Source organism: Pseudarthrobacter sp. CCNWLW217 (assembly GCF_037203985.1).
Classification (GTDB): domain Bacteria; phylum Actinomycetota; class Actinomycetes; order Actinomycetales; family Micrococcaceae; genus Arthrobacter.
This window is the reverse complement of sequence record NZ_JBBCBT010000011.1, coordinates 135,338-150,843: the sequence shown is the minus strand read 5'-3', so window position 1 is coordinate 150,843 and position 15,506 is coordinate 135,338. Positions and strand designations below refer to the sequence as shown.

The window sequence follows — 15,506 nt, the reverse complement described above, 5'->3', positions numbered from 1 at the left end:
GTTAGGCAGGCCTAATTAGTGCGTGCCCGCAAAAATTACATGGGGTCACCCGTGAATACGGAGCGCGACGTGGGACTACTAAGGGCCATAGTAGTCCAAATAACTGCGGCGTCAGCGGCTCGGCACCAGTAAAGCCACCGTCTCCAGGTGGTGGGTGTGCGGGTACAAGTCCAGGGCGCGCAGCCCCGCCAGCGACCATCCTCCCTCCTGGAAGTAACCCACGTCACGGGCGAAGGATGCAGGGTCACACGACACATAGGCAATGGCCCGCGGACCCGCGGCGATCAGTTGGCCTACGACGGCCTTGCCTGCACCGGCACGAGGCGGGTCCAGCACCAGGGCATCAAAATTGCGTGGTTTCTGGCGGAGGATGCGTTCCACCCGCCCTTGGGCAATCTCCACCTGCGGCGCCCCGTGCAGGTTCTTTCGGGCGTCCTTGCTGGTGCCGGGAGCGCCTTCCACCGACAGGACAGAGCCTGTTTCGCCCACCGCATCAGCCAACGGCGCCGTGAAAAGTCCGGCGCCTGCATAGAGATCTGCCACCACGGAACCGGGCGAAAGGAAGCCACCGTCGTGCAGGAATCCTGTGACGGCCCCCACAAGTGCTTCGGGCGCGTCGCGGTGGATCTGCCAGAAGCCGGCGCCGGTGACCCGGTATTCGTGCCCCGCGGCGGATTCCTGCACCCAGGTGCGTCCCCGCAACTGCTGGACGTCGTCCGTGAGCGGATCGAAGGTGGCCACCGAGACGTCCTCCGGAAGCTGGGCGGCAATGGCGCTCAGCCGCTTTGGCTTCGTCCCGGGAGCCGGGGCAAGCAGCACCAGGGGACGTGAACCGTTGGCCGGTGCGGCCACCTCGACACGATCGATCCCCTGCAGGTCAATATTCCACAGCCGCAGCCGGTTGATGCCGTCAGAGGCGAGCGGCATCTCCCGCAGCGCGATGATGTGGTCGGAGCGGTGGGCGTGCATGCCCAGTTTTCCGGCAGCGGTGACCGAGAAACTGGCCCGCGTCCGCCACCCGAGGCCAGTGTCGGCGTCGTACGTTGGGTCCGCCCCCGCACTGTTCCCTGCCACCGCCTCAACGGTGACCTCACCGCCCGGGAACTGGCCGACGGCGGCGAGCCGCTGAAGCTGTTCGGTCAGGACCGCAGCCTTCAGGCTTCGCTGGCGTTCCAGCGCTATATGGCCGAACTCGGCGCCGCCCACCGGCGGGTGGCCGTGGGCCCAGGCGCGTCGGGAGTCGGCCGCGTGCCAGAAGTGCTCAACACGGTCCGGGGACGCCTCGAGGACTTCCACCACGTCGGCGCGCCAAAATTTGGCTGCATCACCGGCGTCGGTCAGCCGGGCGCGGACTTTTTCGCCGGGGATAGCGTGCCGCACGAAGATCACCCTGCCCTCATGCCGGGCCACGCAGTGGCCGCCGTGGGCCACAGGGCCGACGTCGAGCACGAGTTCCTTAACCTCGGTGCTGGAAGGGAACTGGGTCTGGGTATGCGAGCTCATTGGATATCCTGCAGGTTCTTGGCTTCTTCGGATGATTTCAGCTGCCACGGAACACTGGCCACCATCACGCCGGGTTCGAAGTGCAGCCGGGTCTTGATGCGCAGCGCAGTCTGGTTGTGGACGAGTTGTTCCCACCATTTGCCCACCACATATTCGGGGATATAGACCACGATGAGGTCGCGGGGGGAATCGCGCCGCATGTTTTTGACGTACTCCATGATGGGCGTGATGGTCTCCCGGTAGGGGCTCGCCAGTACTGTCAGCGGGACGGGGATGTCCAGCTTTTCCCAGTCGGCTACTGTGTGCGCGGTTTCTTCAGCATTGATGTCCACGGTGACGGCGTCCAGCCGTGACGGCCGCGAGGCACGCGCATAGGCCAGCGCCCGGAGCACCGGCTTGCGCACATGCGAGACCAGGAGGACGGCGTGGACCCGGGAGGGCAGGGCACGCGGAGAGGAATCCTCATCCACGGCCAGTTCCTTCGCCACGTTGTCATAGTGTGCGCGGATGCTCCACATGATCAGGAACAGGACAAACATGGCCAGCAATGCGATCCAGGCGCCCTGCTCGAACTTGGTGATCAGGACGATGACCAGCACCAGGGCCGTCATGCCGAACCCGATGGTGTTGATGGTGCGCGACTTGGCCATGCGCAGCCGGACAGCCTTGTCCTTGGCGAGCTTGAGCTGCCGGCCCCAGTGCCGGATCATGCCCAGCTGGCTGAGGGTGAATGAGATAAAGACGCCCACGATGTAAAGCTGGATCAGCTTGGTGACATCGGCGTTGAAGGCCAGGATCAGCACCAGCGCCCCGGCGGCCAGGGCAAGGACGCCGTTGCTGAACGCCAGGCGGTCACCCCTGGTCCGCAGCTGGCGGGGCAGGTAGCCGTCCTGGGCCAGGATGGAGCCGAGCACCGGAAACCCGTTGAAGGCCGTGTTCGAGGCAAAAACGAGGATCACGCCGGTGGCAGCCACCACAATAAAGAAGGCGACGGACCCGGGCCCGAAGATGGTCTGGGCGATCTGGCTGATGGCAGGACTCTGGATGTAGCCCTCCGGCAGCGGCTTGCCGTCCAAGAGGAACTCCGTGGCCGGGTCAAGCACAATGTGGACCTTCGTGGCATTGGCCAGGTAGATAATTCCGGCAAGCATGGAAGCCCCGATAACACCGAGCAGCAGCAAGGTGGTGGCGGCGTTCTTGCTCTTGGGCACCTTGAAGTTGGGCACGCCGTTGCTGATCGCTTCCACGCCAGTGAGCGCCGCGGCGCCGGAGGAGAACGCCCGCAGCAGCAGGAAGGCGCCGGCAAGGCCCACTAGCCCTTCATCAAAACCCGGGGCAGGGACAATCGTGAATCCCGCGGAGGGCGCTTCACGCAGCTGGCCGGTGGCGGCCTGGAAGATGCCCACCGCCGTCATGCCCAGGATCGAGGCCATGAAGATATATGTGGGGACGGCGAAGAGGGTGCCGGCCTCCTTGACTCCGCGGAGATTGACCAGGGCAAGGATGACGACGCCGATGGTGGCGAAGAGCGCCTGTTGCCCGTGCAGGGAAGGCACAGCCGTGGTCAGGTAGGTGGCGGCCGAGGACATGGAGACGGCCACGGTCAGGACATAGTCCACCAGCAGCGCCGACGCCACCGTGAGGCCGGCGAACTTGCCGAGGTTCTCGTTGGCGATTTCGTAGTCGCCGCCGCCGGACGGGTAGGCGTGCACGTTTTGGCGGTAAGACGCCACCACAGTCAAGAGCACCACCATGACCGCGAGGCCCACCCACGGCGAGAATGCCACTGCACTGACGCCGGCGAGGGCAAGGGTCAGGAGGATTTCATCCGGCGCGTACGCAACGGAGGACAGGGCGTCGGAGGCGAAGACCGGAAGGGCGATCCGTTTGGGGAGCAGGGTGTGGGCGAGCCTGTCGTTCCTGAAGGGCCGGCCCACCAGCACCCTTTTTATGGCGTTCAGCATTGTCAGCACGTTTGTTCCTTGAGACTACTCACGACGCCCCACTTCTGTTGAGCACTAGAGCAACCTTACGACACTGCCGTCAGACCGGATCAGGGCCCAGACGCACCGTAGGCATCCACACAAACCCGCGGCAGTCCAGTCATAGCGCAACAGGCGGTCACCGGCCTAGACCACACGGGTCCGTCGGCTGCTATAGCCAATGATTTTGGCGGCGATAAGGGCTTCAAAGCGGCCCTTGCCAGCAATTTGACTTGAATAAGGGACACCGGGGTGTGCGCCGCGGCGTGGCAGGAAAAGACCCGCCGCCGCCCTGCCAGCGGAACCCCGGAATCGCCCCTGCCACGCACGCGAGAGCCAGGAATCGGAGTGTTTCTTCTCACTGTCCGGCACCTTGCACGCGCCGACGGCCGGTCAATAGCGTGGCCACCACCCACCGGACAAACGAAGGACTGCCTTGAGAACAGCACCTGTTACGACGGAAAATTTTCACGATCCCGGCAGCAAGGACGAAGGAACGGGGTTCCCCGGTCCACGGCCCCGCTGGGCTGCCGGCAGGCGGTTTGCTGACGCGCTGCGGTACGACCTCCCGGCGTCGCTGGTGGTTTTCCTGGTGGCGGTGCCCCTATCCCTGGGCATAGCGGCGGCCTCGGGCGCGCCCATCATGGCCGGCCTGATCGCAGCCGCGGTGGGTGGCATCGTGGCCGGAAGCCTGGGCGGCTCGCCGCTCCAGGTCAGCGGACCCGCCGCCGGCCTGACGGTGATTGTGGCCGGACTTGTTGACCAGTTCGGCTGGCCGGCCACGTGTGCCATCACCGCCGTGGCCGGAGTGCTGCAGGCACTGCTGGGCTTGGCACGGTTCGGACGGGTGGCCCTGGCAATTGCCCCCGTGGTGGTCCACGCCATGCTGGCCGGCATTGGCATCACCATTGTGCTCCAACAGTTCCACGTGCTGCTGGGAGCCGGGTCTGCCAGTTCAGCGCTCGGTAACATCGCTGCCATCCCCGCCAGCGTAGTCGCCGCCGAACTTGCCGCTGCCGGGCTCGGCATCACCGTCATCGGAACGCTGCTCCTTTGGCGGCGCCTGCCTGAGCCGGTGCGCCGCGTCCCCGGCCCGCTGGTGGCGGTCATCGCCGCCACGGCGCTCTCACTCCCCTTCGGCGTAGACCGGATCACCTTCAGCGGATCCCTGACGGATTCGCTGTCCCTGCCGCAGCTGCCCGCAGGAAACTGGTCCGCCGCGGTCATTGGCGCCGTCACTATCGCCCTGATCGCGAGCGTGGAATCCCTGCTCTCGGCCGTAGCAGTTGACAAGATGCATCACGGCCCGCGGACCAACTTCAACCGGGAACTCATGGGCCAGGGCGCCGCCAACGTGACGTCCGGGTTGCTGGGCGGCATGCCGGTGACGGGAGTGATCGTCCGCAGCGCCACCAACCTGGAGGCCGGGGCACGGACCCGGTCCTCGGCGGTGCTCCATGGTGTCTGGGTGCTTGTCTTTTCCCTCCTGCTGGCGGGACTGATCCAACTGATCCCCGAGTCCGTCCTCGCCGGGCTGCTGATCATCGTCGGGGCCCGGCTGGTACGCCCGGCGGACATCCGCACCGCCCGCCGGACCGGCGACCTTCCCGTCTACGCGGTAACCCTCTCCATCGTTGTGTTCGCCAACCTGCTGGTGGGCGTGCTGACCGGGCTGCTGCTGGCCATTGCACTGGTGCTGTGGCGGATAGCGCGGGCTACCGTCAGCGCCTCCCCGGAATCAGGGTCCGACGGCGCCTGGCGCGTCGTCATCGACGGTTCGTGCAGCTTTCTGTCGCTGCCCCGGCTCAGCGCTGTCCTCGCCGCTGTCCCCGCCGGCACGAAGGTGACCCTGGAGCTGGATGTTGATTACCTGGACCACCCGGTCCAGGACGCGCTGGACGCCTGGCAGACCCGCCATGTGGCCACCGGCGGTTCCGTCACCGTCCAGGAGCACGGCACTGCAAGCCTGGAAGATGCCCACGCTTCAGCGCCCTGCCGCGGGGACGCCCGGTCCGCCGTTCGCAGCGGGTTCGCACCGTGGAGCGCCTGGCAGGGACGGACGCCAACTCCTCCCAGGCCGGACGGCGATGATGCGCCGGTGCTGCAGCCCATCATGGCCGGCGTCGAAAACTACCACCGTCGGACCGCAGGCCTGCTTCAGCCGCATGTGGGCGAACTGGCCACCTACCAGGACCCGTCCACCCTCTTCCTGACCTGCGCGGACTCACGCGTGGTACCCAACGTAATCACCAGCAGCGGCCCGGGAGACCTGTTCACCGTCCGCAACGTGGGCAACGTGGTGGGCAGATCGGGAACCGACGCGGCAACCGACGCCGCCCTGGAGTTCGCGGTGGGCAAACTGTCCGTCGAGACCCTGGTGGTGTGCGGCCACAGCGGCTGCGGTGCGATGACGGCGTTGCTGGACGGAGGAACTGGCCACCAGGCGAAAGGGCCAATCGACATGTGGCTTGAACACACCCGCGCCAGCCTGCTGGCCTTCCGCGGCGGCCACCCGGTGCAGCGGGCGGCAGCGGAGGCGGGCTTCAATCCCGTGGATCAGCTGGCCATGGTCAATGTCGCCGTGCAGCTCGAGCGGCTCCAGGGCCACCCCTCGGTGGCAGGGGCCCTGGAGTCCGGCGCCGTCCAGCTCACCGGCCTGTTCTATGACATTCCCACGGCCCGCGTCCTCCAGGTCACCGCGGAAGGAATCGGCCACCTGCACCCGCTGCCACAGCGGCTCCGGACCGGGGACCCAGTGGCGTCTGGCTAGCCCGCCCGTGCCTGTGACGCTCCGTGCGGAACGATCGCGGTGCCCGTGCCGGTAGAGTTCTAGCAGCAGTAACGGGCAAGGAAAGTTGAGGAGATACGGGTGGCGCATTTCGTGATCATGGGATGTGGCCGGGTGGGGGCGACGCTGGCGCACACACTCGAGGATGCGGGCCATTCCGTGGCCATCATCGACCAGGATGACCGCGCTTTCCGCAGGCTCCGGCAGGGCTTCACGGGCCGGAAAGTCACCGGTGTGGGGTTCGACAGGGACACGCTGAAGCAGGCGGGGGTTGCCGAAGCGTATGCCTTCGCAGCAGTGTCCAGCGGCGACAACTCCAACATACTGGCCACCCGCGTTGCCCGCGAGACGTTCCATGTCCCGCACGTGGTGGCCCGGATCTACGATCCCGGCCGCGCGGAGATCTATCAACGGCTCGGTATTCCCACGGTCGCGGCCGTGCGCTGGAGCGCGGACCAGGTCCTGCGGCGCATCCTTCCCGAACAGCACCTCGCCGGCGATTTCCGCGAACCGTCGGGCCGCCTGGTCTTGGCGGAACTGGACCTCGACGCCGGCTGGATCGGGCACCGGATCAGTGAGATCGAGAAGGCCGCTGACATCCGGGTCGCCTACCTCACCCGGTTCGGTGAGGGCATCCTTCCCGAACCCGGCATGGCCTACCAGGACGGCGACACTGTCCACGCCATGCTGCTGGTGGACCGGAGCCCACAGGTCGCCCACATTCTGGCCAAAGCACCCGCCAAGGAGTTGTAGTGAAAGTCGTCATCGTGGGCGCCGGCAGTGTCGGCTCATCAATCGCCAGGGAGTTGCTGGCGCACAAGCATGAAATCCTGCTCATCGACCTCAAGCCGGAGGTCATTGGGCGCAGCGGACTCCGCGGTGCGCACTGGCTGGTGGGCGACGCCTGCGAGCTCAGTACGCTGCAGGGCGCCAAAGTGGAAGACGCCGACGTCGTGGTTTCAGCCACCGGCGACGACAAGGTCAACCTTGTGGTGTCCCTCCTGGCCAAAACCGAGTTTGGCGTCGGCCGCACCGTGGGCCGGGTCAACAATCCCAAGAACGACTGGATGTTCAACGATTCCTGGGGAGTGGACGTGGCCGTCAACACTCCGCAGCTGATGACCGCCCTGGTGGAAGAGGCAGTGGAGATCGGCGACCTCGTCCGGCTGCTTACGCTCCAGACCGGGGTGTCATCGATCGTGGAGTTCACGGTTCCGCACGATTCCCACGCCATCGGATTGACCGTGGGCGAGATCCGCTGGCCCGAGGACTCCACGCTCGTGGCCATCCTGCGGGACCACGCGCCGATAACCCCCAGTCGCGATGACGTGATCGACGGCGGAGACGAACTGTTCTTTGTCACCACCATCGCGGCCGAGGACGAGCTGCGCGCGCTGCTCTCTGCTGAACCGGCCGAGGGCTCCGACGACGGCGACCGCCAAGCCCAGCCGGCGGAAGCTCAGGTTCCGGAGGACGACGGCTTCGAGGGCTGAGTTCCGGCGCCCGCCGGGACAGGCCGCGTGACCAGCCAGGCAATCCAGACACCCAGGATGTACAGCGGCGCACCCATGATGAGCCGGGTTGTGGCCAGGGCCGTGAGCCCTTCACCGCCCAGGAGGTACAGGGGAACCTGCACGATCAGCCGCAGCGCGAGGACAGCGACGATGATCCAGGTCCCCAGCCGGTAGGCCTTCAGGCGGGAAGGGTCCTTGCGCCAGTCAAAGCCTTCGTTGCGGATCAAGCCGAACAGAAGCCCCGCAATGGGCCACTTGACGAAGATCGACACCATCATCGCCACGATGTAAGCCGCATTGGTGATGAATCCGGGAAGGTAGAAGTCTTCGGCCTTACCTGTGGTGTTGGCTAGCCAGGCTGAGATTCCCACACCCACTACACCGGCAAGGGCCTGGGTCAGGGGCCGCCGCTGCACCAGGCGCACCACAGTGAAAACTGCTGCAGAGGCCAGGGCTGCCACCAGCGACGGGGTGAGGTCGCGGGTAATGGTGAAGGAGATCAGGAAAACCAGCCCGGGGACAATGCTCTCCGCTATCCCCTGGACACCGCCGGCGCTGCGCAAAACGTCGATCCGGCCATCGTGGGTACGGTGCAGGCCGGCTTTGGCCGCGTAACCCTCGGCGAGCATTGCCATCGTTGGCGGCTCCTGGGCCGGCTCGGAAGGCTTCTCTGGCTGCTGGGGCGCGGTCATTCGTTCTCCTGGCGGGACAGTATTTCATAGCGTGGGTTGAACATGGTGGGCAGGCCCTGGCTGTGTGTCAGCATGCCTTCAAGCCGAACTTCGGTCCCGGCGTCGATGCCCGGAACCCGGCGGCGGCCGAGCCAGATGACGCGAAGGCGGCCTTTCGCTGGCCGGGTGCCCGCCCGGGGACCTTCCGAATCAGTGACGATGGCCGTGAACGCCGCTGTCTGGTCGGCCGGGACATAGGTGACCGATTCGATGTAGCCGTGGCACGCCACACGACCCTTGTCCGGGAGCTCGCTGACGGGTACTCCGGCTCCCCGGAGCGGGGATGTGGCACCCTGAGGGGAATCAGCCAATCTGTGTAATCTCCGGGCCGCGTTCGGGTTCCTGCAGCGCGGGAGCGCCCGGCGGCGGCGTCGTGCTGGCGTCCTTGGGCAGGCGAAGTTGGAGGAGGTCGCGGGGCGGCATGGGGCTGTCGCCGCGGATCACCACGATCTTTCGGAACAGCGCTTCCAGGGGTGCTGCGGCGTCACGGTCCATGGCTGCGGCACCGCCGAGGACTCCGCGCAGGAACCAGCGCGGTCCGTCAATGCCCACGAAGCGGGCCACCCGGTAACCTTGGCTTCCGTCCGCGGCGCCTGCTGGAAGTTTTGCCACCAGCTCGGTGCCGAACTGGCCTTGGACCTCCTCGACCTGACCGCCCTGGCTTCCCACGGACTGGCCGATCTGTTCCCGGATCTCGTCCCAGAGACCCTCTGACTTGGGAGCCGCGAACGCCTGAAGCTGCAGGCTTGAACCGTTCAGGTCCATGGTCACGGCCACCACGCGCTGGGTGGCTTCTTCAACTTCAAGCCGGAGCTGGAGTCCCTCGCTGGGTGCGATGAGGAGCGCGCCCAGGTCCACATAGCCGTCACGGCTGGCGATTTCGGAGATATCAAAAGGCCCGGTCACGCTGCGGCCCGATGCGTCCGTTGCCTCGTCCGGGGACTCCTCCGGCGAGGCCGGGGCATCCGGTTCGGCTTCTTGTTCCTTTTTGGCTTTCCTGCCGAGCCCAAAAACCATGGGTCGTCTCCTTAGTTGTGAATGTGCCTGGCCGGCGGTCCCGCCGTCAACCCTTGGGTGCTGCCGTAATAAGCTGCCGTATTCGATCCGTGCCGGCTGGCGGCCGCGCGGCCGGTCCGCTGCGTACCGGTCCTCCTGCGGCAGGCGTCAGGCAGTGGGAGGGGTGAATCCGCCGGTAGAGCCGAACCCGCCGGCACCCCGGACTGACCCATCCAGTTCATCGACGCGGACGAATTGTGCGTACTCCACCCGTTGGATGACCATTTGTGCAATTCTATCGCCGCGTCGCAGTTCGATGTCCTGCGTCAGGTCCGTATTCAGGAGGGTCACGGAGATCTCACCGCGGTAACCCGCATCCACGGTGCCGGGTGCGTTGACGATGGTCAGCCCGTGCTTGGTGGCCAGGCCGGACCGCGGATGGATGAGCGCAACGAAGCCGTCAGGCAAGGAAATGGACACACCGGTGGGAACCAGTTTCCGCTCCCCCGGCCGCAGGACCACGTCCTCACGGGCGCGGAGGTCCGCGCCGGCGTCGCCCGGGTGAGCGTAGGAGGGGGCCTCCAGGCCGGCGTCGAGCATTTTCAGCTGTACCTGCAGCGTGGGGGCACCGAGCAATGCAGGGGCCCGGGATTCGGAAGCGGTTTCTACCGTGGCAAGTTCGTCAGTCACAGTCACTCACTCTAACGCCCGCCTGCTTATTCGGCCTAGCTTGGGCGGTTCCGGGCCAAGATGAAATAGCCACCCAAAGATGGAAAGCTGGGGGCATGCCCGAATCAAGCTCCGCCGTGCCGGTTCCCAACAGCCCCTCCGCCAGTCCATCGGTTGTTTTCCGGGAGAAACTGTGGCCAACGCCGTGGGTTTGGATCATAGTGGCCGGCATCGCCGGAGCCGGAATCCTGGTGTTCGCCCCCATCAGTGCAGCCGCCGGATACACCGCGGCAGCAGTCCTGTTCGGCATCATGGCGGTCCTGCTGGTGCTCTCCACCCCTACCATCACGGTTACCCAGGACGCTCTCACGGTCGGTCGCGCAACAATCGAACGCCGGTTCGTCGGCAGCGTGCAGCCGTTCCGGGCCAAGGAAGCGACGGCCGAGCGGGGCACCCGGCTCAACGGGCTGGCCTATCTCTGCATCAGAGGCTGGATCGACCCCGTGGTCAGGATCGAAATCACCGACCCGTCCGACCGGACCCCGTACTGGCTCACGTCCACGAGGCGCCCCGAAGAACTTACAGCGGCCCTGTCCGGCAAGTAGCGGTTGCCCGCCGGCAACGGTCCGCCGCGTCGGCTCCCGGATCAGCCTTCGCACTCCACACAGTAGAACCGGCCGTCCTTTTCCCTGGCGATCTGTGACCGGTGCCGGACCAGGAAGCAGGACGAACAGGTAAACTCGTCGGCCTGCGCGGGGACCACCTGGACCATGAGTTCTTCGCCAGAAAGATCAGCCCCGGGGAGTTCGTAGCCAGCGGCCAGATCGCTCTCGTCCTCCTCCACCACCGCCGTGGGCTTGTCCGAGCGCCGGGTCTTCAGTTCCTCAAGGGAGTCCTCGCTGAGGTCTTCTTCGGACTTACGCGGCGCATCATAATCGGTGGCCATTTCCTCTTAACCTCGCTCCAGTTCCGGTGGCCGGTTTACCACCTGCATAACGCTGGACAGTATGCGTTTGTGCCCTGCGTGGGGCACATCTTTCCGCAAGACGGAGCTAAAAGCCAGAGTCTGCTTCGGCCCCTCGCCAGGCCGGCCGAGAACGGCGGTGGCTGGCGCCGCCGTTTCCGGGAGAGGCCCGGAAACGCCCGGAATATCGCGGCGCGCCCTAGCTCTTGACCCAAAAAGGGACTGCCGGGTGGCAGAGTTTCGATTGATAGTAATGCCAGGGTGGAGGATTTGTATGCAGGATCTACGGCTTGTAGGCGTACACGACGACGGGGAGCATCTCCTGTTGAGCGGAGCCGGCGGCGAGATGTTCCAGCTGCCGATCGATGAAGCATTGCGGGCAGCCAGCCGGTCGTCGGCCAAGGCAGCATCCGCCGTGCCGCCCGTTGCCATGTCCCCGCGGGATATCCAGGCAAGAATCCGCAGCGGCGCAACCGCCGCGGACGTGGCGGAGCTTTCCGGCCTGCCCTTGGCCAAGGTTGAGCGGTATGAGGGGCCCGTTCTTGCCGAGCGCGAGTACGTCGCCCAGCAGGCCCGGAAAATCGAGGTGGCTTCCCCTTCCCCCGGTCATGATGCTTACCGTTCCGCTTTTGGCGACAACCCGCCGTCGCTGGACGACATGGTGGCGCACCGGCTCAGGGCGCACGGCATCGAACCGTCGTCAGTCGAGTGGGACTCGTGGCGGCGCCCTGACGGCAGCTGGACTGTTGCTGCCCGTTTCGAAGCAAAAAAGGATGGCACAGCCGGCATCGGCGAGGAACCACCGGCCCTGTGGACGTTCAGCCCCGCCCGCAAGTCCCTGCAGAACGCCAACCGCTGGGCCCAGCAGCTCAGTGAACTTGAGCCCCTCGACGGCGTTGTCCCTGCGCGGCGGCTGACAGCCGTTTCGGACCGGCCCTTTGATTTTGAGACAGACGCTGAAGCGGCCGCACGCCATTCCGGCGGCGTGCACACCGGCCCTACGGCTGTCCCGCAGCCTGGCAAGGATGCTGACGGACTGCTGGACATGCTCCGTTCCCGCCGCGGCCAGCGGCTTGGTGTGGATGAGGACGCCGATGACGCTTTGGCCCTGCTCCTCACGCACGGCGTACCGGCAGCCCACCCGAGGCCGTCCGAGGTCCCGCCTGAACCGGAGCAGCACGAGGCTGCTCCCTCCGGACCGGGCTCGGAGCCGGACGCCCCGGCTGCGCAGGCCGATCCCCTCACGCGCAGGCGCGACGCCAGGCCCTCCATGTTGTCCCGGCTGAGCCTGATTCCCCTGCACAACAAAGACGAAGACGACGACGACGTGCTGAAACTGCACGACGGCGTGAGCACGGAAACCCGCGAAGTCACCATCGTCGCGTCCCCGGCCCGCCCTTCGGAGGCTGCTCCTCCTGCAGCGCCGGCGCAGAATCCAGCGCACACAGGGGCCAGCTTTGGTCTTGAGGAACTGCTGGGCGGCCGGAATCAGCGCCGCGCACATGACGAGTCCGCTCCAGCCGGCCGTGCCGACCGCGATGCGGATGTTCCCGAAAGGCAGCCTTCCAAGCCAAAACGCTCCAGCATTCCGAGCTGGGACGAGATCGTTTTCGGGACCAGGGGCGACTAACTCGCGGTTCCGCCTGAACCGCGCCACAGGCAGGCGTCCGTCTCGAACGGCAGCAACTGGTCCTGCTGGGCCATGATGTTGGCTCCGTGCGCAGTGACCCGCCGCATGTAGTGCCGGCGGCACAGCGTTTCGTAGCCCACTACCGGCAGCTGGCCTTCGGTACCGGCCGCGGCAGGGTCCAGAGCCATGTCCACATCGCCCACCACCACCTGGGCACCCTCCATCACCATGACGCCATCCACCGTGCGTGCGTTGTGTGTTGCGCGCCGTCCGCACCAACACAGCGCCTCCACCTGCAGGACCTGAACCCGGTCGGCGAGTTCGATCAGCCGTTGGGAGCCGGGAAAAAGCCTCGTGCGGAAATCCGCGGTGATCCCAAAAGCAAAAACATCGACGTCGATCTCGTCGACGAGCCGAGCCAGCTGTTCCACCTGCAGGGGCGAATAGAACTGAGCTTCATCACAGATCAGGTAGTCCACCCGCTGTCCGCGGGTGCGCCGGGTGACCACCTCGTCCCAGAAGTCAGTGTGGTCCGTAACCTCCACGGCGTCGGTTTCCAGGCCGAGCCTGCTGGAGATCCGGGAGCCGCCGGCGCGGTCGTTGCGGCTGAACCTGATTCCGCCGCGTCCACGGGCACGATGGTTGTAGTCCATCTGCAGTGCCAGTGTGGATTTGCCACAGTCCATGGTCCCCGAGAAGAACACCAGCTCAGCCACGTCCGGCCTTTCTGCCTTCGGCAGTGAAGCACAGCAGCGGGACTTCGCGTTCGGCTTTGGTCAGCGAGCCGTGCTGGCCCACTACCTCCATGGCGGCCGGCCTGACGCGACGCTTGTCATACAGCGCAAGGGCGTCCCGCGCCGCGATCATGACGTCTCCGATCCGCGGTCCGACGGCGGGACGCAGGGCACCGAATAGTCCTCCGGCCACCGCCTCTTCGCGGGTGAATGCCCAGATCCTGTCGCCGAACCGGTTCCGCCAGGCATCCAGGAGGCGGTCGCGCCCCGCACCGTCGACGCCATCTTCCAAGTAGAGGTGAACCATCCTCGGCTCCCCCGCCGTGTGCCGCACACCGGCGATAAGGGCGGGATCCGCCGCATAGTCGATCCGCTGCTGCGGCGGGACGTCAAGCATGCCGTGGTCGGCGGTGAGCAGGACGGTCGTTCCGGCAGGAAGGGAGGCGTTGAGTCGCTTGACGGTCGCGTCCAGCTCCTCGAGCTGGTGTTCCCATTGTTCTGACTGGCAACCGTACCGGTGGCCCGCCTTATCGAGGTCGTTGACGTAAAAGTACATCAGGGCAGGTGCTGCTGCCGCCATGGCTTCTGCGGCCGAGCCCGTCCGGGCATGGGAGGTTGTGCCGGAGATGAAGCGGCCGCCACGAAGGGCTGCCTGGGTCATCGGCGAGTTACCAAACTGCGGCAGGCTGACCGTAGTGACGTCGACGAACGCGGCGGCCTGTTCGAGAACAGTGGGGAATGGCTGCCAGGTGAGCGGGTCAACGCCGGCGTCCCAGTTCCCGAGCATGTTGACCACTTTGTCCTGGTCCGCGTCCAGGACGTCATAGCCCACCATCCCGTGCTGGCCCGGAGCCAGCCCGGTTCCGAAACTGGCCAGTGCCGCTGCGGTGGTGGACGGAAAAGTGGAGTCCAGCCAGACGGGGACAGAGCCCTGCCCGTTCTGCATCACGGACCGCAGGAACGGTGTGTGGGCAGACTTTTGCTTCAGCAGGTTCCGGCCCAGTCCGTCGGCCAGGACCACGCAGACCCGTGACGACGGCGGCAGGTCCAATGTGTTGGCGAACCCTTCCACGCCCAGGCTTGCCGCGGCGCTGGTGAGCACGTCCGCGATGGAGCGCTGACCGAAGGCGGGAGCGTGCGGCAGGGTGGCCGTACCTGCTTTTTCGGCCGGGGGTGGAGGGACTGCAGTTTTCCCGTGGCCGGGCATCAGCGCTGCTGGTGACCGCGGCTGAGGCGGTTTCCGAAGACACCGGCACGCGACCGGGGCTGCATGGACTGCGCGGTGTGCAGGACCGGCGAGGTGGACCCAGTGTTGACGGCCCGCAGTGCACGGGCGAAGAGCTTGGCGTCCTGAACGGCCTGGAGTCCGTCTGCTTCGGCGCTGATCCGCAGCACAATGTCCTCCTGGGCGATAGTGCCGCTGTAGCCGTGGTCGGCCTCGCACTGCGGGTCCCCGCAGCTGGCCGGGCCCATATCCAGCCGCTGGCCGCCGGACCAGGCGATGGCCAAGGTCAGCTCGCGCACGGGATCGGAGGGCTTGTAGTTTTGCGGCTGCGCATACATGTAGCTGAGCACCACAGAGCGGATCTGGGCCACGGGAACGGATTCGGTGGAGATCTGCGCGACAATTTGTTCGCCGGCTTCGTCCAGCTGCTGGTCGTCCACGTGGGTGATCACCAGCATGTCAGAAGTGAGGACCAGGACCGTGATGTGGCGCCGGACTTCGGCCCGGTCAAAGTGCGTCTCCAGGTGCACCAGGTGGGCTACGCAGTCGCGGCCGTCCAGGGCGTCGTCAACGACGTCGGCCACCAGCCGCGGGTAGAAGCCGGCCTTTTGGAGGGCACCGTCAAGGCTCTGCCCCTGGGCGCTGTGGCTGTGTGAGCTGTGGGGTCGGGTGGCCTGGTTGTCATTGCCGGGCGGTTGAGGCGTCGACGTGGGAGGCTGTGAGCTCATTCCCCCATTTTCACAGATCGGCCGGGGACTTGCTAACTGCGG

At 66.1% G+C, this 15,506-nt stretch carries 15 protein-coding genes; 5 read left to right on the top strand and 10 right to left on the bottom strand.

All coding sequences use genetic code 11. From position 1 onward, the window contains the following. Window positions 1-111 precede the first annotated feature (111 nt). Window positions 112-1,503 carry a class I SAM-dependent RNA methyltransferase gene (locus tag V9L18_RS14205; RefSeq protein ID WP_337347810.1) on the bottom strand — a complete coding sequence of 464 codons (1,392 nt, stop codon included), beginning with the start codon at window positions 1,501-1,503 and terminating at the stop codon, window positions 112-114. Further along, window positions 1,500-3,467 carry an APC family permease gene (locus tag V9L18_RS14200; protein WP_337347859.1) on the bottom strand — a complete coding sequence of 656 codons (1,968 nt, stop codon included), beginning with the start codon at window positions 3,465-3,467 and terminating at the stop codon, window positions 1,500-1,502. The genes V9L18_RS14205 and V9L18_RS14200 overlap by 4 nt, the downstream gene beginning before the upstream one ends. Before the next feature lie 454 nt (window positions 3,468-3,921). Between V9L18_RS14200 and V9L18_RS14195 the strand changes: the two genes are divergently transcribed. The 3 genes from V9L18_RS14195 to V9L18_RS14185 all read left to right on the top strand — a co-directional run bounded on the left by V9L18_RS14195 (window position 3,922) and on the right by V9L18_RS14185 (window position 7,766). After that, entirely contained in the window at window positions 3,922-6,255 is a 2,334-nt protein-coding gene (locus V9L18_RS14195; RefSeq protein ID WP_443197952.1) for a SulP family inorganic anion transporter, read from the top strand. Window positions 6,256-6,354: 99 nt separating this feature from the next. Then, on the top strand, window positions 6,355-7,026 hold the full coding sequence (locus V9L18_RS14190) for a potassium channel family protein (RefSeq protein WP_337347809.1): 672 nt from the start codon (window positions 6,355-6,357) through the stop codon (window positions 7,024-7,026). Further along, on the top strand, window positions 7,026-7,766 hold the full coding sequence (locus tag V9L18_RS14185; RefSeq protein ID WP_337347808.1) for a potassium channel family protein: 741 nt from the start codon (window positions 7,026-7,028) through the stop codon (window positions 7,764-7,766). Before V9L18_RS14190 ends, V9L18_RS14185 begins: the two co-directional genes overlap by 1 nt. On the opposite strand, the gene V9L18_RS14180 is transcribed toward V9L18_RS14185, so the two are convergent. The 4 genes from V9L18_RS14180 to dut all read right to left on the bottom strand — a co-directional run bounded on the left by V9L18_RS14180 (window position 7,733) and on the right by dut (window position 10,204). After that, a complete protein-coding gene (locus V9L18_RS14180) occupies window positions 7,733-8,479 on the bottom strand; it encodes a DUF3159 domain-containing protein (protein ID WP_337347807.1) in 747 nt (248 codons plus the stop codon). The genes V9L18_RS14185 and V9L18_RS14180 overlap by 34 nt on opposite strands. Beyond that, the gene (locus tag V9L18_RS14175; protein WP_337347806.1) at window positions 8,476-8,829 is read right to left on the bottom strand and encodes a hypothetical protein; all 354 of its coding nucleotides are present in this window, start codon (window positions 8,827-8,829) and stop codon (window positions 8,476-8,478) included. Before V9L18_RS14175 ends, V9L18_RS14180 begins: the two co-directional genes overlap by 4 nt. After that, window positions 8,822-9,535, bottom strand: coding sequence for a DUF3710 domain-containing protein (locus V9L18_RS14170; RefSeq protein ID WP_337347805.1), 714 nt, complete (start codon window positions 9,533-9,535; stop codon window positions 8,822-8,824). The genes V9L18_RS14175 and V9L18_RS14170 overlap by 8 nt, the downstream gene beginning before the upstream one ends. Window positions 9,536-9,682: 147 nt before the next feature. Next, complete coding sequence (dut, locus tag V9L18_RS14165) at window positions 9,683-10,204, bottom strand: dUTP diphosphatase (RefSeq protein ID WP_337347804.1); 522 nt, start codon at window positions 10,202-10,204, stop codon at window positions 9,683-9,685. Window positions 10,205-10,299: 95 nt separating this feature from the next. Here dut and V9L18_RS14160 point away from each other — a divergent pair, with 95 nt between their 5' ends. Beyond that, window positions 10,300-10,788, top strand: a complete 489-nt coding sequence (locus V9L18_RS14160; RefSeq protein WP_337347803.1) for a DUF3093 domain-containing protein — start codon at window positions 10,300-10,302, stop codon at window positions 10,786-10,788. Between the two features lie 41 nt (window positions 10,789-10,829). On the opposite strand, the gene V9L18_RS14155 is transcribed toward V9L18_RS14160, so the two are convergent. Beyond that, on the bottom strand, window positions 10,830-11,129 hold the full coding sequence (locus tag V9L18_RS14155) for a DUF4193 domain-containing protein (protein WP_337347802.1): 300 nt from the start codon (window positions 11,127-11,129) through the stop codon (window positions 10,830-10,832). A gap of 292 nt (window positions 11,130-11,421) precedes the next feature. Here V9L18_RS14155 and sepH point away from each other — a divergent pair, with 292 nt between their 5' ends. Beyond that, window positions 11,422-12,777, top strand: coding sequence for a septation protein SepH (gene sepH, locus V9L18_RS14150; RefSeq protein ID WP_337347801.1), 1,356 nt, complete (start codon window positions 11,422-11,424; stop codon window positions 12,775-12,777). Here the strand turns inward: sepH and V9L18_RS14145 are convergent. The 3 genes from V9L18_RS14145 to V9L18_RS14135 are packed head-to-tail and all read right to left on the bottom strand — an operon-like array spanning window position 12,774 to window position 15,464. Then, window positions 12,774-13,493 (bottom strand): thymidine kinase, encoded by a 720-nt coding sequence (locus tag V9L18_RS14145; RefSeq protein ID WP_337347800.1) that lies wholly within the window; start codon window positions 13,491-13,493, stop codon window positions 12,774-12,776. The two genes, sepH and V9L18_RS14145, sit on opposite strands and share 4 nt — an antisense overlap. Continuing rightward, a complete protein-coding gene (locus tag V9L18_RS14140) occupies window positions 13,486-14,718 on the bottom strand; it encodes an alkaline phosphatase family protein (protein ID WP_337347799.1) in 1,233 nt (410 codons plus the stop codon). Before V9L18_RS14140 ends, V9L18_RS14145 begins: the two co-directional genes overlap by 8 nt. Next, window positions 14,718-15,464, bottom strand: coding sequence for a DUF5998 family protein (locus V9L18_RS14135; RefSeq protein WP_337347798.1), 747 nt, complete (start codon window positions 15,462-15,464; stop codon window positions 14,718-14,720). The genes V9L18_RS14140 and V9L18_RS14135 overlap by 1 nt, the downstream gene beginning before the upstream one ends. Window positions 15,465-15,506 lie beyond the last annotated feature (42 nt).